Annotated in this window: 16 protein-coding genes; 11 read left to right on the forward strand and 5 right to left on the reverse strand. The window is 60.1% G+C overall.

Features of this window, described 5'->3' with window-relative positions; genetic code table 11:
- Positions 1–44: 44 nt before the first annotated feature.
- Both JIN81_RS15670 and JIN81_RS19355 read left to right on the forward strand, forming a co-directional pair.
- Positions 45–581 (forward strand): gluconokinase, encoded by a 537-nt coding sequence (locus JIN81_RS15670; RefSeq protein WP_200281980.1) that lies wholly within the window; start codon positions 45–47, stop codon positions 579–581.
- Between the two features lie 129 nt (positions 582–710).
- Positions 711–2,756 carry an endonuclease/exonuclease/phosphatase family protein gene (locus JIN81_RS19355; RefSeq protein WP_200281983.1) on the forward strand — a complete coding sequence of 682 codons (2,046 nt, stop codon included), beginning with the start codon at positions 711–713 and terminating at the stop codon, positions 2,754–2,756.
- A gap of 26 nt (positions 2,757–2,782) precedes the next feature.
- On the opposite strand, the gene JIN81_RS15680 is transcribed toward JIN81_RS19355, so the two are convergent.
- Entirely contained in the window at positions 2,783–5,038 is a 2,256-nt protein-coding gene (locus tag JIN81_RS15680) for a right-handed parallel beta-helix repeat-containing protein (protein WP_200282006.1), read from the reverse strand.
- Positions 5,039–5,270: 232 nt separating this feature from the next.
- Between JIN81_RS15680 and JIN81_RS15685 the strand changes: the two genes are divergently transcribed.
- Positions 5,271–5,984 carry a 3'-5' exonuclease gene (locus tag JIN81_RS15685; RefSeq protein WP_200282009.1) on the forward strand — a complete coding sequence of 238 codons (714 nt, stop codon included), beginning with the start codon at positions 5,271–5,273 and terminating at the stop codon, positions 5,982–5,984.
- Between the two features lie 176 nt (positions 5,985–6,160).
- Positions 6,161–7,396: a hypothetical protein gene (locus JIN81_RS15690; RefSeq protein WP_200282012.1), complete on the forward strand. Its 1,236-nt coding sequence runs from the start codon at positions 6,161–6,163 to the stop codon at positions 7,394–7,396.
- Between the two features lie 70 nt (positions 7,397–7,466).
- Here JIN81_RS15690 and JIN81_RS15695 read toward each other — a convergent pair whose 3' ends face one another.
- Together JIN81_RS15695 and JIN81_RS15700 are read right to left on the reverse strand one after the other, a co-directional pair.
- Positions 7,467–8,159, reverse strand: a complete 693-nt coding sequence (locus tag JIN81_RS15695; protein WP_200282015.1) for a spermine/spermidine synthase domain-containing protein — start codon at positions 8,157–8,159, stop codon at positions 7,467–7,469.
- A 265-nt stretch (positions 8,160–8,424) separates the two neighbouring features.
- Positions 8,425–9,312 carry a serine hydrolase gene (locus JIN81_RS15700; RefSeq protein ID WP_200282018.1) on the reverse strand — a complete coding sequence of 296 codons (888 nt, stop codon included), beginning with the start codon at positions 9,310–9,312 and terminating at the stop codon, positions 8,425–8,427.
- Positions 9,313–9,366: 54 nt separating this feature from the next.
- Between JIN81_RS15700 and JIN81_RS15705 the strand changes: the two genes are divergently transcribed.
- The 5 genes from JIN81_RS15705 to JIN81_RS15725 all read left to right on the forward strand — a co-directional run bounded on the left by JIN81_RS15705 (position 9,367) and on the right by JIN81_RS15725 (position 13,876).
- The gene (locus JIN81_RS15705) at positions 9,367–11,220 is read left to right on the forward strand and encodes a TolB family protein (protein ID WP_234045069.1); all 1,854 of its coding nucleotides are present in this window, start codon (positions 9,367–9,369) and stop codon (positions 11,218–11,220) included.
- Between the two features lie 269 nt (positions 11,221–11,489).
- Positions 11,490–11,939 (forward strand): hypothetical protein, encoded by a 450-nt coding sequence (locus tag JIN81_RS15710; protein WP_200282024.1) that lies wholly within the window; start codon positions 11,490–11,492, stop codon positions 11,937–11,939.
- Positions 11,940–12,097: 158 nt separating this feature from the next.
- Positions 12,098–13,057, forward strand: a complete 960-nt coding sequence (locus JIN81_RS15715) for a Fic family protein (RefSeq protein WP_200282027.1) — start codon at positions 12,098–12,100, stop codon at positions 13,055–13,057.
- 263 nt (positions 13,058–13,320) lie between these two features.
- The gene (locus tag JIN81_RS15720; RefSeq protein WP_200282030.1) at positions 13,321–13,539 is read left to right on the forward strand and encodes a DUF433 domain-containing protein; all 219 of its coding nucleotides are present in this window, start codon (positions 13,321–13,323) and stop codon (positions 13,537–13,539) included.
- 4 nt (positions 13,540–13,543) lie between these two features.
- Positions 13,544–13,876, forward strand: coding sequence for a DUF5615 family PIN-like protein (locus tag JIN81_RS15725; RefSeq protein ID WP_200282034.1), 333 nt, complete (start codon positions 13,544–13,546; stop codon positions 13,874–13,876).
- A 397-nt stretch (positions 13,877–14,273) separates the two neighbouring features.
- Here the strand turns inward: JIN81_RS15725 and JIN81_RS15730 are convergent, their stop codons facing one another.
- The gene (locus JIN81_RS15730; RefSeq protein WP_200282037.1) at positions 14,274–14,912 is read right to left on the reverse strand and encodes a PEP-CTERM sorting domain-containing protein; all 639 of its coding nucleotides are present in this window, start codon (positions 14,910–14,912) and stop codon (positions 14,274–14,276) included.
- A gap of 210 nt (positions 14,913–15,122) precedes the next feature.
- Between JIN81_RS15730 and JIN81_RS15735 the strand changes: the two genes are divergently transcribed.
- On the forward strand, positions 15,123–16,403 hold the full coding sequence (locus JIN81_RS15735) for a DUF2726 domain-containing protein (RefSeq protein ID WP_200282040.1): 1,281 nt from the start codon (positions 15,123–15,125) through the stop codon (positions 16,401–16,403).
- Between the two features lie 350 nt (positions 16,404–16,753).
- Positions 16,754–18,109, forward strand: a complete 1,356-nt coding sequence (locus JIN81_RS15740) for an HNH endonuclease family protein (RefSeq protein WP_200282043.1) — start codon at positions 16,754–16,756, stop codon at positions 18,107–18,109.
- Positions 18,110–18,143: 34 nt separating this feature from the next.
- Here JIN81_RS15740 and JIN81_RS15745 read toward each other — a convergent pair whose 3' ends face one another.
- Entirely contained in the window at positions 18,144–19,520 is a 1,377-nt protein-coding gene (locus JIN81_RS15745; RefSeq protein WP_234045072.1) for an ATP-binding protein, read from the reverse strand.
- Positions 19,521–19,867: the final 347 nt, after the last annotated feature.

The raw sequence follows: 19,867 nt of genomic DNA on the forward strand, positions 1-19,867 counted from the left end.
GTCGCTCTTTTCATCGGACCCGGAGAGACGCTAGCTTGGTCCGCATGAAGGATCACCCCATCCAGGCCATCGTCATCATGGGCGTGTCCGGCTCGGGGAAATCCACCGTGGGCCCCCTGCTGGCAGAGCGGCTCGGCGGCCCCTTCCTTGATGCCGATGACTTCCACCCGGCGGAAAACATCGCCAAAATGCGATCGGGCATCGCCCTCACCGACGCCGACAGGGAGCCGTGGCTACAAAGCCTTCGGGCTCGCATCGCCGCGCACCCCCTCGAGGCACCTCCCCTCGTTCTCGCCTGCTCGGCCCTGAAGCGCGCCTACCGGGACAGCTTGCGAGGCAGCGACGGAGCGACCGCCTTCATCCACCTCCACGGTTCCCGCGACCAGCTCGCCGAACGGCTCGCCCGCCGGGCCGCGGAGAGCGACCACTTCATGCCCGGCTCCTTGCTCGATTCCCAGCTCGACGCCCTCGAACCCCCGGAACACGAAGCCCTCACCTGGCAACTGGCGATCACCGACACCCCTGAAACCCTCGCCAATCTCGCCCTGTCCCATCTCCGGCATGGAGTTCCGCGGGGATAAACGGCCCACGCTCCCACAACCCAGCCCCGCCAACCCGGTTGCAAGATCGCCAATCTGCGCGATTCTGGTGTCCCAATCCATCGCGTTCACCACCCAATGTAGGTGCTTACCGCTTTGAAACCCAAACCCATGAAGCTCGCCCTCACTTGCATCACTGCCGCTGCACTCGGGTGGATCGCGTCTCCGCAGGCCGATGCAGACACCATCCTCTACTACGACAGCGTCAGCGGCGGCACGGCCGATGCCTTGGACCGCCTCGACGGACAGACCGATGGCAACCTTGTCGCATCGTCCTCCGCGACCACGACACTCGGCAGCAACGCGGTGTTCTTCGCTGAACATGGCAGCCAATACCGCGTCAAAGGCCTGGGTGACGGGCTCGACAAACAGTTCCGCTTCGGTTCCAGCGCAGGTGGCAGCGGCACCATGTCCGGAACCCTCCGGGTGGCCCACATGGCCAACGGACCGTATATCGAAGTCAGCTTCACCGCCGCGCAGGACATGGTCCTCGATGAGCTGAGCTTCAAACTGTACAACAACTCCAACAACGGCTCCAACTACGGAGCCCGCGACGCCGGTCTCTTCGTCAAGGTATCGAGCGACGAGTTTTCCCAGTTTGGTGAGCTGTTCACCTCGCCGACCAGCAACGGCAATCAAGGCACCGTCACCTTCAGCGATACCCGTGAGGTCGCAGCGGGAGACCTCGTGGTCCTCCGAATCGCCTTCACCGACCGGACCCGCCCCAACAACGACGGCCAGGCCGCCACCCGGATCGGCGCGATCAACATTTCCGGCAGCGCGGCGACCATTTCCGACAAGCTCCGGGTGCTCACCTACAACATCCACGGTGGCAAGGGCCCTGACGGCGAAGGTACCCCGCTCGCCAATCTCACCGCATTCCGCGACACCCTGATGCAGAACGAGGACGTGCTCTGCCTGCAGGAGGTCGACAATGGCGATTGCTGGGCCGCCGTGCAATCCGTCTTCGCCGACTACCCCTACCGCTACCGCACAATCAATCAGGAAACCGACTACTGGTTCTGGGAGACACCGAAACAAACCTCGGTCGCCATCATTTCGAAATATCCCTTCGTCAGCACCCACCACAAGCTGGTCAATACCGACCCCACCTACGACAAGTGGGAGCGCCACGGGCAGCACGTGCAGATCGAGATCGGCAGCGAGATCGTCCACATTTTCAACTACCACAACACCTACGACCCCGCTGATGGAGGCACTTCATCGGAAGAGGCCGGCATGGTGAAATTCCGCGAGTACGTCCTCGAACGACTCGGCCCGAACGCAATTTCCCAACAGGGCCGCGTGCTCATGCTCGGCGACTTCAATATCAACGGCACCCTGCTCGACGGCATCATGCCCGACCTCGTGCAGAGAAAAACCGACTGGGTCGACCACGTCGCCAGCATGTCCCATTTCTCAAGCTCCGGCGTCTACAGCAGCGGCAGCCTCTCCGATCACGACGGTGTCTGGGCAGCCCTGGACCTCGCCGCACCGACTCCCGATGCCGCCACCTGGGCATCCGCACCAGCGGAAGCAGGAACCACCTCCATCACCATGGCCGCCACGGTGGCCAGCGATCCCTCCGGCGTGGAATACTACTTCTCTAATACTTCCATCCCCAACGGATCCCACGACAGTGGTTGGCAGCTCGACCCGACCTTCACCGACACCGGTCTCTCACCCGCCACCACCTATGCCTACACGGTGACCACGAGGGACCGTTCGGCCAACGCCAACGAATCCATGCCCTCCGCCGCGCTGTCGGCGACGACCGACGATGGTGACCCGCTCCCGAACGATTGGGAACTCACCCATTTCGGAGATCTGACCACCTCCTCCGGTGGCCCCCTCGAAGACCAGGACCGCGATGGCACCAGCGACATCGACGAATGGCGCGCGGGCACCGACCCCATGGACTCCGCCTCACGCTTCCACGCATGGATCGAACAAGACAGCCCGAACGCCGCCTCCATCCGCTGGGACGGCGTCGCAGGGAAGACCTACCGCATCCTCACATGGTCGGCCGTGAACTCCGAATGGGTCCCCGCCACCGGGGAAATCCCCGCCACGCTGCCGACCACCAGCCACCCGGTCGATACCACCTCCTCCACCAGCGGACTCTTCCGCGTGGAAGTCCTCGGGGAAGGCACCTGAAGGTCGCCGGCCAGAGCAGGCCCGTTCTAGTTCTTCTCCGAGACCAGCCCGACGTGGCGGTTCCGCCGTCCCAGATCCCGGACCTTGCCGTCGCTGATCACCTCGTTCCCCTCGGCTTGCTCACCGAGGACCACCGGGATCGCCGTACGGTTCTCCAGCCGGATGTCCGTGGCACGATACCGATCCGGCGCGAATCTCTTGAAGTTCTCCTCATAGGCCTCCGGGACCTTCGGAAAGTCGGCCGTTAGATAATCGAAGCGCATCGGATAGCCGATGATGACCGGCCGCTGCAGGTCCACGGCTCCCTTGCTGGACAAACGGATGTGGTGCCCCTGCCCCTTGATCGCCGCCAGCGGATGATCCCCGAGGGCATGGGGCGCAGGCAGCACTTCGAGGTCGATCTTTTGGGACGAGTGCGAGTCCATGTGCACGTAGAGCAAGGGCCCGTAAGCCGCGTTCCCCTTGCAGCGGATGATCTCCCCGCGACTCGGAATCGAGAACCCCTGGATCACGCAGTCACGCACTTCGCTGTCGGTGATCGTCGCGCTCTTCGCCATGTACAGTTTGATGCCGCCGCGGCACTTGGTGACCTTGCAATTCTCCACCGTCATCTTTCCCGTCCCCGCGTAGGCCCGGATCCCGTCCTCCGTTAGATTGATCATGTGATCGCCGCAAACCGGCAGACCCTTCACGTTTTCCGGCCATTGGATCCGGTGGCCGAAGCGCTTCGCCAGATCGCCATCGTCATTCTCCTCGAGGAAATCATTGCTTGGCCGCACCTCCCCCTCGACCTCCGTATTGCGGACGATAATCTCGTCCCCGCCCTGCACGAAGATGGCATGGCCGAATGCCTCCATCTTCACATAACAACCATCGAGGATGACCCGGTCACCTGTGATCAGGATGCCGCAGTGCTTGCGCAGCGGCACCGCCGGATCGTCGCCGATGCCATACATGTTCCCGTAGCCGTAGGGATAGGATCCCCTGACCGTGAAACGACAGTCCTCCACCCGGATGTCATCACCACGAAGACGCATCTCCGTCACCCCACGAGAAGGATAGTTGTCCGGGTTCTGGTTGTAGCTGCCGAAGTCGATCACCGGGTCCAGCGGCTCGGCATAGGTATTCTCAAAGGTCGCACCGACGAAGCTCACCTTGTCCCCCCTGATCTCGATCGTTCCCAACCCTCCCCGGCTCCGCCGGCGGTTCACATCGCGCCCCTGGAAGACCCGCAGCGGTGTGATCAGCGTAACGCCGGACAGATCGAAGTGGTTGTTCGATCCCGTGAACTCGAGTCCCACCCGTCCATTGATCAGATCCTCGAGGACATAAGTCCCCGGCTTCATCACCACATGCTGGTTGCTCTTCGAACCTGCCGCGCGGAGCTCCTCGATCGAGTCCACCTCCACCTTGGTCCGGGCCGGCTTGAGTTCATGCACGCGGAAGTTCGAGTAAAGGTGGTGGGTCCGAACCATTCGGAAGCCGAAGAACCCTTCCCGATAGGAAGGAAAAGCTTCCTCCCCATAGACCGCCGGCTTGCTCACCTTCGCGCCCTTGCCGTCGCGCGACTCGACCTGCACCTCATCGCCCGGAGCCACCTCGTAGATCAGCTTTCCGTCCACGATGTACTGGATCACCTCATCATAAGCCACGAGCTGCACCTTCATCACCTTGTCCGGGGCGATCATGAACTCCTCCTGACCGTCCCGCCCGGTCAAGGCCAGGTGGTCCGCCGGCTTGCCATCCACCTGCCGAGGATAGCGGCGGAAACGCGTCGTCGTGTTCCGCCCGCCACCGGTGCTGGCGTAGTAGCCATGCATCTTGTCGTAAGACCCGAATCCACCGTCATACCGCTCCGCATCAAACAACCCGCGCCCAGCATCCGCAGGATCCGTCGCCATCCAGAATTGATTTAGATCACTCGGCGCCAGATCACGCGACTCCGAGGCTGGCGCGGGACAAACCACCTCATACGTGATCGCCGTGCGCGTCTTGAGCTTCTTCTTGAACCACACCGTGCATCCCACCCCGGGCACGAAGCAATCCAGCTTCCCCTCACGGGCTTCGACCTTCGCCTTCCCGGCGTCTTCCTTGTCCTCCAGCTGCACCACCCAATCGTCCAGGTCCTTGAAGTCATCCGACTCCAGCAACCCGCCGACTTCAAACAACCCGACACCGCGCCCGAGCACCACAGGACCTTCGTCCCCGCCCGCAGCCCGCACCTCTGACCCGAGTGCCACCAAGGCAGCCACCGCCACCGTTTTGAGGATGTTCTTCATCATGACTTGCTGCTTTGCTTCGAAAAATCCGTCGCCCCCGAGACCAGCCGATCGAGAGCGGTGAACCCAAAAAGGTGATCCCACCCTCTACGCTTCCGGTCCTTCGGTCTTGCGATCATCGCGGTCAACCTGTTGACCTTCCCACGCGGACCGGGCTGCTAGACCGCCAGACCCATCCAACCCGGCTTTCCCGCCACTCAAAGTCTCCCCCACCACACCCCGCCGATCCCGAAAGATGAGTCCATCCGAATCCCGTCCACGCCGCCGCAAGCCCGGCTCAACCGCTTCAGCTTCGAAGCCCCAAGCCTCCGGCAACGCGAAGAAAACGGGAGATTCCACGCCCGCCCGACCCACCGCACCGACCAAGGCGGAGACCGCGCTGCTCCCCCCCTTCCCCGGGCTCACTCTCGACGACATCCACGTCCCGCACACCCACGCCGAGTGCCGGACCGCCGTCGATGAAATCCTCGCTGCCGGTGTGGCCGGCTTCGACACCGAAGCCCGACCAACCTTCCGCGTGGGCCAGAAAAGCGATGGGCCCCACCTCATGCAATTCGCACTCACCGACCGCGCCTACCTTTTCCAGCTCCATCGCAAGGAATGCGAGGAAGCCTGCGCCAAACTCATCAGCTCCAAGAAACTCCTCAAGGTCGGCTTCGGATTGAAGAACGACCACGGTCAGATCCGCAGCCGCTTCGGCATCGCGCTCAACCACGTCCTCGATCTCGACCAGACCTTCCGCAAGCTCGGCTACCGTGGCCAGATCGGCGTGCGTGGTGCCATGGGCGCCCTGCTGAAACTGGGATTCAAGAAATCCAAGTCCACCACCACCAGCAACTGGTCCCGGCGCGAGCTGACCCGCGCCCAACTCCTCTACGCCGCCAACGACGCCTACGCCGCCCTGAAAATCATGGAGCACCTCGACCACGAAGGCCTGCTCAAAAAGTGACCCCCTCAGGGGCACCCCGTGGCTGGAGCGCCCCCCGTGGCTGGAGCGTCCCGCTCCAGTCCGTTTTCGGAGCGTCCCGCTCCGATTCTTCCCCACCTCATTCCCCCACCACCTTTTCCAGTCGTAAAATCCCCCTCCATCCGGCACACTTCCCCATTCCACTCTCCCCTCCCATCATGCCGATCCACCGGAAACTCACGACGCTTGCCCTGCTCCTCGGCTTCACCCTCCTCACCCGTGCCACCCCCGAGCGCGGCACCTGGTTCTGGGGAAACACCACCGTTCCCACCGGCAGTAGCCCCCATGGCTCCAGCGTCGTCGTGGGCGACAGCGCCAAGGAAGATGCCGAGATCGCCTTCATGACCGCATGGGGCGTCACCCGCGTTTATGGCAGCTACGGCACCGGACCCGGCATCAACGCCGAGCGCGCCAAATACCGCGAGTGGAATGCCAAGCTCCACGCCGCAGGCATCGAGTCCCAGCTCCTCCTCAGCGAGTTCGACCCCGGTGACCCGAGCACCGAACTCACCAACCCCGTCTCCCTCCTCAACAAGATCCAGGCACGACTGATCGACTTCAACGACGTCGCCACCCTGCCCGAAGAAAAATTCGACGCCCTCCACCTCGACGTCGAACCGCAGACCCTGAATGCCTGGAAGGACTCCGGCGGCGGCACCCCCGCCATCCGGCGCGCCTTCCTCGACGATCTCCTCCAGCTCTACCTCGACGTCCGCGCCCTGCTCGATGGCGCCGGCTACGCGTCCCTCCCCATCTACGCCGACATCCCGTGGAACTGGGGGAAATTCCCCTCCACCACCGCCGGATGGGTCGACGAACCCGACCGCAACGCCTGGTATGCCTCCGTGAATGCCGTGCTGGATGGCGTCAGCCTCATGACCTTCACCACCTCCAAGGATACCTTTGCCGAAATCGATGACGCCACCGAGTTCGAGAGAGAGACCGCCTTCGTCGGCAAATGCCGCGTCGCCATCCAGGCCCATGTCGGTCCCGGCGAGATCTGGCCGAACTGGCCCACCTTCATGAATATCCTCAGTGAACTTGAGGACCCCGTCGACGGCTACGACACCACCGGCGCCACCGACATCGAGAACTATGCCTTCTGGCGCTACTCCCATACCACCTTCGGCCCCATCCTCACCACCTCCGGGCTTACCTTCACCGCCGACCCCGCGGTTGCCGATGGCGGCATCATCAGCTTCCCCGCCACCCCCGGATACCTTTACACCATCCGCCACAGCAGCACCCTCACCGACCCCTGGCTCCCCATCGCCACCCGCCGCACCAGCACCGATGCCGAACGCGAGCTCATCGAATTCCCCGTCGAAATGACCCCACCCCGCGGATTCTATCAAGTCAGCGAAGATCCCGACCCAGCACCCGCCCCCGAGTAGCCCCGCCTGAAGGACCACCACCCGCGCAACGCTCAAGTCTCCCCTCCCCCGACTTCAACCCTCCGGGTTCTCAATCTCCCGGCTCGACCGTTGCCACATAAATCCGGTGCCATGCTTCCTCGGCATCCTCGTGGTGTTTCGCCAGATGCTCCGTCACCGAGAACCCGGCACGTTTCAGCACCATTTCCAGCTTCGGCGATGGCTCGGCGACCCAGTAGGCCAGACGCCCCCCCGGATTGAGTGACTTGCGCAGCATCGCCAGGAACTCCGGCGTGTAGAGCTTCACATTGCCCATCGTGATCACCTCATCCGGCGTGTCATCGATATCGATCAGGATCACATCATAGGTGTCCCCTTCGCCGAGACAGTCGTGGAGATCCGACAAGACCACAACCGTGCGCGGATCCTCGAGCAAAGGGCCATTGTGATCCACCAGATAGGTCTGGTTCCACTCGATCACCTGACTCATCAACTCCGCCACTTCCACCGTGGCCGGCGAGCCGATCAGTTCCAGCACCCGCTTCAGTGTGAAGCCCATCCCCAGTCCGCCGATCAGCACCCGCGGATGCTCCGGCCGCGTTGGCGCCCCTTCGACGATATCCACGCAACCCAACTCCGCCAGCAGCTGCTCGGAATGCGTCAGGTTCGTGCTCATCAACTCCAGGCCATCATACTCCAGGACGAAGTCGTTGCCGTCCAAATGCAACGACAGAATCGTCCCGTCCGGCAGGGTCGCCTTGTCCACTTCGATGTAAGAGCTCACGGCCCCAAGTATCTCCGAGTCCCTCCCCCGGCAAGAGCATTGGCAGGGAACCCGACACTCAAGCGTCTCAGACCCACCACGCCACTCCACCCAAGGGGTTAGGGCCTGAGGGGCTGAGGGGCCAAGCGATGCCAGCCTCGGACGGAGCGCGCGACTCCAGTCGCGCATCGCGCCCATCACACAACTCCCCACTTTTCACTCGGCACTCCCGCGCAGCGGGCCACCACTCCCGCGCAGCGGGCTCACAGGCGGGCCCACAGGCTGCTCAAAGCGAATAGCGCTTCTTCATCGACAAGTAGGTCAGGTTCGACACCTCACGGATCACATTCGCGCGACTCGAGATCCACGGACCATAAGCCCGGTTCCGGCTCCCGCTCTCGATGATGCCGATGAGCATGTAGGGGTAAGACCTTCCGTCGCTTCCCCGCGCCACCAGAATGCCCATGTCGCCACAGCACATCGCCGTGCTCCCCGTCTTGTTGTAAACCATGGTCCCCTTCGGAACCCGTTTCGCCTTGGTGTAGAGGCGATCAATTCCCGGCAAGCCCATCAGACGAAGCATCTCGGTGGACTCGGGCAGTCGCTTGTTCCAGAGGGCATCCAGGAAGCGGGCATAGTCGCCCGCCGACCCGCGGTTGCGGTAGGTCCGACCACCCGCCGGGATGTACTCGACCAGCGAGAGCTGATGACAAAGCGACGGGTAATGCCGCTTCAGCAGCGCCTGAGTCGCCGCCGGCCCGCCGGTCTGTTTCATGACCCAGTTCGTCGAGGCGTTGTTGCTCTTCTGGATCATCAACTCCATGTGCCGCCGACTCGTCGGCCCATACAGAAGCTTGCCCGCCCGGACCTGATGAAAGAACGCCAGCGCCAGGTAGGGTTTCACCATGCTCGCCGCCTGCAGCGACGTGTTCTCGTTGATCCCGACCAGTTTCTCCCGCGCCGTGAAATCATAGACCAACCACGCCGTCCGTTCATCACTGCGAATCACCCGCTTGGCACGCAAGGACTTCACATACCCGTTGATCTCCGCCTCCAGATCACTGCCCCTGGCCGCAGGACCCGACGCCCCGGCAAAGAAACTCAGCACGAGAACCATGACCGGCAACGAGCGGCCGAAACGGAAGAAACGGGTGGATCGAAAGGGCAAATTCATGAACGATACCATGGCGACGCCCGGACTCCATACAGGAAATCGATCATTTTGGAGATGCAAAATATTCTCCAGTGCTCGCGGGTTCATTTCGACTCGACGAATCCCACCCATCAGGAAAATTACAGCGCGATGAGACTCCCCCACCTCTTGGCCTTCACTGCCCTCGGATTGATTCCGCTCCACGCCGAAGTGCGCCTCCTGACCGGAGACGCCAACAACCAGACCCATGAAAGTTCGGCCGACATTGTCGACCTCTCCTCAGACGGCGATTGGGTCGCTATCGTCACCGGTCCTCCGGTGACCGGGTCCACACCTGGCATCACCCAAGGCGGCCTCCATCTCCGGCAGATCTCCGCCGACACGCTCGAGTATGTCTCGGGAAACAGCGGCACCTATGTCGGCGTCGGCGATGCCGCAGTCAGCGACGACGGCCGTTTCGTCGCCTGGCGCTCCACCACGAACGCCGTGAGTGGCTCCAGCAACCACGCCAAGCATGTCTATTGGCGGGACCGCCAGACCGGCACCACCCGCCTGATCACCGGATTGGCTGAGGAACCCTGCAATGAACCCAAAATTTCCGCGGATGGCCGCTACGTCACCTTTAGTAGCGCCTCGCGAAACCTCCTCCCCTCCGACCCCGGGCTGCCGAGCACGAACGGCCGATCCGCCGTCTATCGCTACGACAGCCAAACTGAATCACTCGAAATCGTCTCCCTCGCCTCGGATGGATCGCCACTGACCGGAATCGGAGGAACCACCGGTGCCTCCACCGTAGCCGCCTACGACTTGAGCGCCGATGGACGCTTCGTGGTCTTCACCACCGATTCGGTGAACGCCCACCCGGACCGCAGCGCCAACATGACGGCCGGGTTCCTTGCCGTCTGTCGCCGCGAGATCTCGACGGGCACCGTGGTCATGGTGAACCGCAATGCCGCCGGCAATGTCGTCGACGGCAACTTCGTCGGCCCCAGGATCAGCGACGATGGCTCACGCGTTGGATTTGCCGGCAGCTTCGTGGCCATTTTCAAGCCTGCCAACCCGATGATCACCGGAATACCCGCCAACTTTGGCAATGATGCCTTCGTCAAGGACCTCGACACCGGTGAGGTCTGGCTCGCCTCCGCCACCACCGACGGGACTGCGCACGCCGGATTCTTCGGCCCCCGTTTCAGCATCAGCTCGAATGGCAGCACCTTCGCCTTCGCTTCCAGTTCGCCCAAACTCGATCCTCTCGCACCGGATACCGACGGTGCCAAATTCGACGTCTTCCGCGTCGATCTGGGTTCGGCCGGAAGCACTACGACGACGCTGATTTCCAGCTCTCCGACAAACAGTGGCAATGTCGACTACATCAGCGGTCCGTTTCTCGCAGGAACCGGCGACTACCTCGCTTTCAACACCTATCAAGTCGAAGAGATGACCGGCCAGACATCCACCTTCAGTCAAGGGGTGGGCGTCGGCTCCTTCCCTCCGCCTGCTGGAGGCCTCAGTTACGCATCATGGGCCGCCGTGCTCCCTGCCGCCGACCAGGACTTCACCGACAATCCCGCCATGGACGGTGTCGACAACCTGACCAAGTTCATGATGGGCATGGATCCCACCGTCCCGGATCGCAGCCAGCTTCCCGCCTCAGGACTCAGTCCGGGCAGCGCACTCGGGCTCGTAGGAGACACGAATGACTACCTGACACTCCAAGTCCGAATCCGCCGCGATCTACCGCCCGGTTTCACCTGGACCGTTCGGGCCGCGAACACGCTCGCCGGTCTTGCCGCCGGGGCCGGCAATGCGATTCAAGTCGGCACTCCAACCGCTGATGGTGATTTCGACCTCTATCTCTTCCGCTTCCCCACCCCCACCTCAGCCGTCCCGGGCACAGGCTTCATGGACGTGCTGCTGACCGGCTCCTGAACAAAGCCCGCACCATTCATCACCGATCTCGCCATCAAGCCTCGATGCCGCATTGCCGAATGGGTCGATTTGCTCTACTTTCGCTGCCGTGGACGGTGTTGCACCAGAGAAAGATCGCTCGCACTGGGCCCAGGCCAAGTTGAGTTCTTTCGACGAAGTAAGAGCGTATCGGATCCAGCAATGGCAACAAGCCGGTTGCTCGGCACGACTGGCTGGCACGTGGGAGTTGGTCACCGACTACTGGATCAAGAAACAAGGTAAGCATCCTGATGAACTCCGACTTCAAAGATCTGTTACGCATCTTCGCCGAAGAGGGGGTTGAGTATCTCACCGTGGGTGCTTACGCCGTCATTCACTACACCCAGCCACGCTACACCAAGGACATCGATCTTTGGATCAAGCCGTCGGTCGAGAATGCGGAACGAGTCGCGAGAGCCTTTCATCGCTTCGGCCTTCCACTGGTCGAGGTCACTCAGCAGGACTTCGAGCAAGAGGGACTCCAGTATGCGATCGGCATGCCGCCGTGCCAGATCGACTTTCTCACATCGCTACCGGGGGCGCCCTCTTTTGACGAAGCTTGGTGCCGACGCAGCAGTGCCGAGGAAGACAACATCCCGATCCACTTTCTCGGCAAATCCGATCTCGTTTCCGCGAAGAAGACCGCAGCTCGCCCGCAGGACCTCGCTGACTTGGATGAACTCGAACGAGCCGGGGGATAGAACTGCAGTCACCCGAAGCCTTGCAACCTCAGCCGCCCCGGGAACAGGCTTTATGGACGTGCTGCTGACCGGCTCCTGAACGAAGCCCATCAGACCTCTGACCTTCTCAGGTCCTCTGCCAAGTTGACCATGATAGTATCACATGATACTATCATTTCATGAAGCCCCCCTTTTCGATCACCCCCAGGATGCTGGATGAGATCGGTCGGATCGAGCGCTTCATCGGACGGATCGAAGGACTGGATCACCCAAAGCCTCAGCCTCATCTGCGGAAGTCGAACCGCGTTCGGACGGTTCAGGGAAGTTTGGCCATTGAAGGGAACACTCTCGGCCTCGACCAAGTCACCGCTTTGCTCGAGGGCAAGCAGGTGATCGGGCAGCATGAGGAGATTCAGGAAGTGCTCAACGCCATCCAGGCCTACGATCAGATCACCGGCTTCTCCCCCTACTCGGCCAAGGCCCTCCTCAAAGCCCACCGCATCCTGATGGAGGGTCTCATCCCCGATGCCGGAAAGTGGCGCACCAAGAATGTCGGCGTCGTGAAGGGCTCGACGGTTTCACACATCGCGCCCCGGGCCGACCGGGTCCCCTTCCTCATGGCGGAACTCTTCCAATTCCTCAAAGAAGATCCATCCCACCCGCTCATCCGCTCCTGCGTCTTCCACTACGAGTTGGAATTCATTCATCCCTTCCAGGACGGAAACGGAAGAATCGGCCGTCTCTGGCACAGCGTTCTGCTCTACCATTACCATCCCGCTTTTGAGTTCATCCCCGTCGAGTCTCTGATCAAGACCCATCAACAGGCCTACTACGACTCTCTCGAAACGTCAGACCGGGTTGGCGACTCCACCCACTTCGTCGAATTCGCCCTGAAGATGATCCATCGCGCGCTCGAAGACTTCTTGAATCAGTTCACGCCGAAACCCCTCACTGCCGAAGAACGCCTCGGGAACGCCCGCAGTCAGTTCTCGGACAAGTCATTCTCCCGAAAAGACTACCTCCGCCACTTCCGAACCATCTCCACCGCCACCGCCAGCCGCGACTTGAAGCGGGGCGTCGAGAGCGGACTCCTGAACAAAAGCGGGAGCAAGGCTCTGACCACCTACCGCTTCCGGTGATCCCTGCCCTCTCCCCGACTCGAGGGCGGAAGCCCAGAGGGCGTGACGGCACTCCAGGTCGTCATTGGCTCAACAGTGGGACAAGAGTGTCCCACCTCCCTGTCGGCAGAAGGAGCGTGATTCAGAATGCTCGACCTGCGGGCCTCTCGACAGAGACCCGAGATGGGTTCATCGCCTCAAGCACCTGCACCCCTCAGCAGCACTGACTGGCACCCGGCGGAAACGCGCTGGAACTGACCTCTACGGTGAATTACCCTACCGCCATGAACGAAAGAATCACCTTCAATCCGGAACAGTGCGGAGGGCGGCCATGTATCCGGGGCCTGCGGGTCAGAGTCAAAGATGTCCTCGACATGCTCGCGTCAAAGGTATCCCGACAGGAAATCCTCGAAGACTTCCCCTATCTTGAAGACGAGGACATCGACGCATGCCTCCAATACGCGGCGAGTGAAGCCGATCATCCCGTCCTTTTGACCTCCTGAATTTGTGCACTTTGTCGTTGATGCCCAGCTGCCTCCTGCATTGGCACGTAGCCTTGCCAGCCACGGACACCAAGCCGAGCACGTGATCGACCTTGGTATGGCGGACGCCGATGATACCGCCATCTGGGATTATGCCCTCATGCATCAAGCCATTCTGGTGACCAAGGACGAAGACTTCCCCCACAGACTCAGCCAGAGTCCACCAAAGGCACCCGCCGTCGTCTGGTTGAGAGTCGGCAACACCAGCCGCCGTGCCCTGCTGGAATGGTTCGAGCCCTTGCTGCCTCGGATCGTGCAGCTCGTGGAGCAAGGGGACAAACTCATTGAGATTCGATAAGGAAGGCTCAGCGCGTGAAATAGAGGGTGCCGACAGTTCTGTCGTCATGATCTGATACGCGGGACAAGAGTGTCCCGCCTCCCTACTCTCCCAGCATCCCAAGCCCGTGGCTGCGGCATCCTGCCGCAGGCCGTCTCGGAGGCTTCCAGCCTCCGAAGACTTCTTAAATCAATTCGCGCCGAAACCCCTCACTGCCGAAGAACTGAAGCATCCTTGCCCGCCCGCAAAGGAAGCCAAGATCCGACAACCGCTCACCCTCCATGGAGGTCCTCAAACCGCCTTGATCGGGGAAAATCTTCACCTGTGCGCGATCCGCGGGACAGACCCTCGACCCACGACACGGCGGGTCCATGACGAGCCGTCAGGAAAACCCGCTCGATCCCAAGGAACGATTTCCTCAGGCACGACGGCGCCTGAGCAGGAGAGCGCTGCCGAGGCCAAGCAAGAGGGTGGAACCCGGCTCCGGGATGAGGCTCACCGAGTCCAGCAAGAGGTCCTTCTGCCGTTCCCCGCTGGTCGCTTCGAACGAGAGCGTGTAGGTCCCGGCCGCCAGCGTCGGGATGCCCGGCAACGAGCGCTGGGTCCACACCTTGCTGTCCGTTCCGTAAGACTGACTGACAAGCACCTGGTCGGAGCCATTCCGCAGCGTGACCACGTAGCTCGAAACCGTGATCAGTCCGGACGCCACACGATCCGAGGTGGCATCAAACCATGACAGCGTCGGAGCCACCAGCTCGCTGCCGAGGGTGAAGGTCTGCTGGATGCCCGTATTCGGTGCATTCCCCACATCGGCGAACTGGCTGGATCCTTCGGCGCCCCCGTTTGGCCACGTCCCGATGCCATGTCCCGGCTTGGAAAGATAGACGGCGACCGCGCTTCCAAAGGGGTCCCAGCCCGGGATCGAAGCAAAGCTCTGGAACGAGCCATTCAACACAAAGACGGGATCTTCGAACTCGCCATTGACCAAAACATTGGCGGCCGTCGATGGGGAAATCAAGCTGACAAAGAGCAACAGCCCCGCGGTTCTCGGATTCATCGGCGGGGAACCTAGGATGCTTTTTCATGACTGCCTAGCAACAAAACGTGACGATCGAACAGGATGCCGCAGTCCCTGAAAAAGCCCCCTCATTCGCCCGCCCTCCCCACCACACCGCTGCCGTCTGCTCCTCCCCAGCGCGTCCACCTCAGCGGAATTTTCCGCCATCGCGTAGGTCTCAGAAAAACGGCGAATGGTTAGAATCCCTCCATGGGTCGCCACATCCTGTTCATCCTGTCCCTCTGCTTTGCTCCCATCGTCGGTGCCGAAGACCCCTTCTGGCTCGGTTTGAGGGACGTCGCCGCCCTGGGCAAACCGGTTCCGGAGGACATCGCCCGGCAAGTCACTGAAGCCGCCACGGCTCATCTCGCCCCCTACCTCAAGAGCAGTGCGGGCCACTACAGCTGCGCCACTCTGGCGGGAACGAGCAAGTGGATGAACCTGCAAGGGCTCCGCTTCTCAACCATCTATTACGACGCCCTCTCCAAAGCCGATCGAGCGAATGGGATCCAAGCCCGCCTGAAGGTCTCCATCAAGGTCGACTCCCACTGTTTCCTGGAGACCAACGGCGTCTGGGGCAAGTGGATGAACGGACGCCCTTACCACATCCCTGCCATGATCTGGGTCGCGAAGCGCAACGGTGCTTGGACGGCCTCCTCAAACATCAATTCCTTTCTCCGTCCCGTCAGCGACCGCCCCCTGACCATCCCTTCGGAAACCAGCACCCTGCCCAAGCTGAAGGCGCCACCCGCCGCCGCCCCACCGCGCACGGCACCCGCGCTCCGACCCAAGCCCCCAGTTACCCAATCCCGGCCGGCAGGAGGGTCTTCACCCAAACAGCCCACTCCCGCCCCGGTCCGCGGTCCATCCGTGTCACCCTTCCTCCTCCTTGGCAGTGGCGCAGCTCTGGCAGTCATCCTTCCGCTCTGCATCCGGCGAGCGAGACGCAAACGCCCTACACCTCCGCCACTTCCCCCAACCGACACACCGGGCTGGATGAGCCCCGGGACTTCGCGCAATCCGCAAGCAACCGCGACTCCCACCGGGAACCCCACCTACATCGCCCGAACCTTCCTCCACACCAGAACCGAGCAGATCTTCCACCGGCGCCTCCAGAGCTTGATCGATCCGTCCTGCTCAATCTCCGGAAAAGTGCGGCTCGCCGACCTGTTCAAAGCCCCCAAAGGCAGAGACCACCAGACCGCCTTCAACCGGATCTGCAGCAAACACATCGACTTCGTCATCATCGATCAAGCCAGCAGCCGCATCCTCTGCGCGATCGAACTCGACGACACCTCCCACCAGCGACCCGACCGACAGGAACGGGACCGCTTCGTCGACACGCTCTTCGCCAGCGCACCCTTCGACCTCCTCCGAGTCCCCGTCTCATCCATGCACGATGCGGATTCCCTCAAGCGTTCGCTCCGTTCCAGAAACATCCCCCTCACCGAAGCCGCCTACATGCCACCCCAAGCGCTGCATGCATCTTAGGGAACAAGGCTCTGACGACCGATACCAGTGAAGCCAGCCGCACTTGCCTCAAATCGGGAGCGCGGCTTTGCAAGCCGCTTCAGAGGACGAGGCTTGAAGAAGTGGGGCATCCTTGCCCGCCCGCGAAGGAAGCCAAGATCCGACAACCGCTCACCCTGCATGGAAGTTCTCAAACAGCCTTGATCGCGGGAGAGTCTCCACTTGTGTGCGATCTGCGGGCCGGACCCTCGACGCCTCTTCCTCAGCTTTCAGATTGCACGGCGTCCACGAATACATACGCTGTTTAGCAGCTAAAGGAGAACTCCTAATCACTGAACGGCAAGAGAGGAAGTCCGCAGCAAAATAGAACCATGATCAGCGTTGACAAGTGGCGTATCGGAGAAATCAAACAACACCTATCAGACGCAAGGTTGTTGCTGGATCCCGAATACCAGCGAAAGGCAGTTTGGACATCCAAGACGCAGACCCTGTTTATTGACTCCTTGGCAAGGGGTATTCCAGTGGGTGCAATTACCGTATTCGAAGATGACTCGGGACCCTACAAGAAATACGAAGTCATCGATGGTCGGCAGCGATTGACGGCGTTGAGCGAATATTTCAAAGGAGAACTCGAGATCCGGGAAAGCGTGATAACCGCACAGGTAGAATCCGAGGATGATCTCTCCGACGTCGACTCGGAGCTCGCGGAAAAAGTGATTGCAGCAGGGACTTACAACGAGCTCGCTCTGGAGGAGCGAATGGCGCTCGATGAATACGAGTTCCCAGTATTCAAGGTCACGGGCAAGAGAGCCGAAGCCGTTCGGGCCTTTGTCCGGATGAATACGAACCTTTACAGTCTTAAACCACAGGAAATCAGAAATGCCGTTTTTAACAAAACGGCATTCTTGGATGCTGCGATCGGACTGTGTGAGACTCTCACAGGAGAGCTTGCAAATAGCGACTCATACTTCATCGACGTCGGCGTCGTAACAAGCGAAGCGTGGAAGCGGATGCAGGATGTGCAGTTTAGCCTAGAATGCATGATTCTTGTGCTCCACGGCCCCCAGCATCGAAGAGATACGATCGACCATTACTGTGATCTATACAGGGAGCCCAAGGATGCTCAGAAGGCACTCGATGACGCGATCAAGTTCTTGCGAAAGGCCTTCGAGCAAATCTGGGAACTTTGTGAAGGACAGAAGATTCAAGATCTGAATTTTCCGAAAAACGCAGAAAATGACCTCTACGCCCTCGTCGGCGCGCTCAAAAGAAGGGGGCTCATTACACAAGCGCAATTAAAGAAAGACGGAGCAGAGCTACGGGATACAATACGTGAGTTTAGGCGACAAGTTCAGCTTTACATCGCCATGGTCCGTGGTGAGGGGGAAGGCGAGGATACATATGCGGAAGAGGTTAAGGACTACGCGACGACATTCTTGGGTGGCCAAGTGAACTCTGAAAAGAAGCGAGCAAGTCGCATTGAAGTGTTCACAAACGTTATCAATGACGTAATCGCGGAAATCGATTCAAGTTCGTTTTCGGAGTTCCAGCGCTGTCTAATTTGGGCCCGCTCGAAAGAAAAGATCTGTGCTCGGTGCGGCGAAGAGGTAGCTTACAAGGAATTTCACGCCGGCCACAAGGTCGCTCGGGCGCACGGAGGGAGATCGGTCGTGGCCAATGGACAAGTTGAGCATGCCAAGTGCAACCAGAAAGCGGGTATAAACTGAGATGGTGCGCGGATTACTGGTCTAACTGGATCTCTTATGCGGAACAATTGCCCAATCGTGAGAGCTGAAAGGCAATCTTCACAACACCGCGCAACGAGAATCTGATAGAACCTCCTTCCTGTTCAGGCTCCTTACAGAATACCAAGTTCCTTCTGCTCAAGTCGGAGAGCTTCGCCTCTAGCCAATCAGCAGATTCCGCTCCGACACGTTCGTAGTCCGCCGGCAAGATTTCGCCGCACTTCCCCACCGCTTCTAGCAGGCGAATGAGCTGATCCTCAAGGCGGAACCCTTGGACCTCCAACTCCGCGACATCGCCAAGGATCTTGAACGCCATATCTTGATCAATCTGATTCTCGACCAGATCAGTACCGATGGAGTTATTGAGCTCTTCTGCGAGCATTTCTCGGGTTGTTCCCTTTCCCTCGCTTGCTAAGCGCTTTATTGCTTCGATCCGCATCCGTTCAACAAACTTTGTGCAAACTGTATCACTATACTTGAAAACGAATCTCATTTCTCCGCCAGATGCATCATACAGCAGCCTATGCACCTCCATCGGGAGCGGGGCCTTGCCCTCAGCAGCAGCGGAATGAAAGCGACTCACTCGTTTCGCTATAGCGGTGTCCATCTCCTCCATTGGAACCGGCAGAATGTCTATTCCCGAACCTTCGATCCTCTCAAATACTCTCGGATCAAGCGTCTGAATTAACCTTGCGAGCCCCGCCTGACCGATCAAGATCCACCAAATGCCGCTTAGCGCAAAGAAAGTATCCCTAAAGAATATAAGAACGCTCTGAAGCTCAGAGGGCTTGAGGTTTTCTAGATTGTCAAACACAACGATCGCGCCATCAAACCCAAGTTCATTTGAGACGTCAGCAACGATTGCCTCGAAAGCATCTGCAATCACCCCTGCGCCTGCGTCCTTCACAGGAGGGAGGTCTACGCTTCTCCCCAAGCTGCCCCCAAAGCCTGCAATGGTTAGGCCGACATTCACGCTTCCGCCACCTCGTTGAGTTAACCACTTACCGATCTTTTTGGTCTGGGAGGGCAATTTGCGACTTGCTGAAATACAATACGCATCGACGGATCTGAACAAGCTGTCGAGTGCGCCAAAAGCCAATTCAAGGGCGGTTGCCCCAGGGGCTACCGGCAAGAGCTTGCGGGCAGCCATCAGCTTAGGGCCGAAAAGCGCACGCTCAGATTCGAGCAAAAACTGCTGGACGTTCAAAAAGCTCGTCTTTCCGACACCGGGCGAGCCAGAGATAACCACAACACCTTCAGCTCCTTTGTCAAGGATCGTGCAGAGAGAAGCTACTTCGTTGTCTCTGCCAACGAGGAGGTCAACATCCTCTTCGCGAACAAACAGGGGATTTGTATTATATGGACTTTCCCTGAATCCTAGATTCTCCCACATCAAGCTGTGCAAATTAGATCAGAACTAGGCAATCATCTATTCCACCGTCTAGCAAGGCAATTGAAGAGCAATTCTCGCCCTTTGCTACAATCCCTAGACACCAGATAGATTCCTTCTGCTCAGATTTCGTGGTATGAGCACTAGGATAGTCGCTCATGGCACGCAACTAACATTCGTTCGATTCGACGGACAACTGCAAATGCTTCAGGGCATTGCGGCAACGAGCGCTCCTAAACTCTGGCAACCTTCGATCCACGCCCTCCCAACTGCGCTACTACTAAGCAGCCCCTTCTCTGAATGGCTTACACATTCTCTTGCCATAACTCGCTTCTCGTCGAGGTAGCGCT

Origin of the sequence: Haloferula rosea, assembly GCF_016595525.1 — a bacterium.
GTDB classification, from domain to species: Bacteria; Verrucomicrobiota; Verrucomicrobiia; order Verrucomicrobiales; family Akkermansiaceae; genus Haloferula; species Haloferula rosea.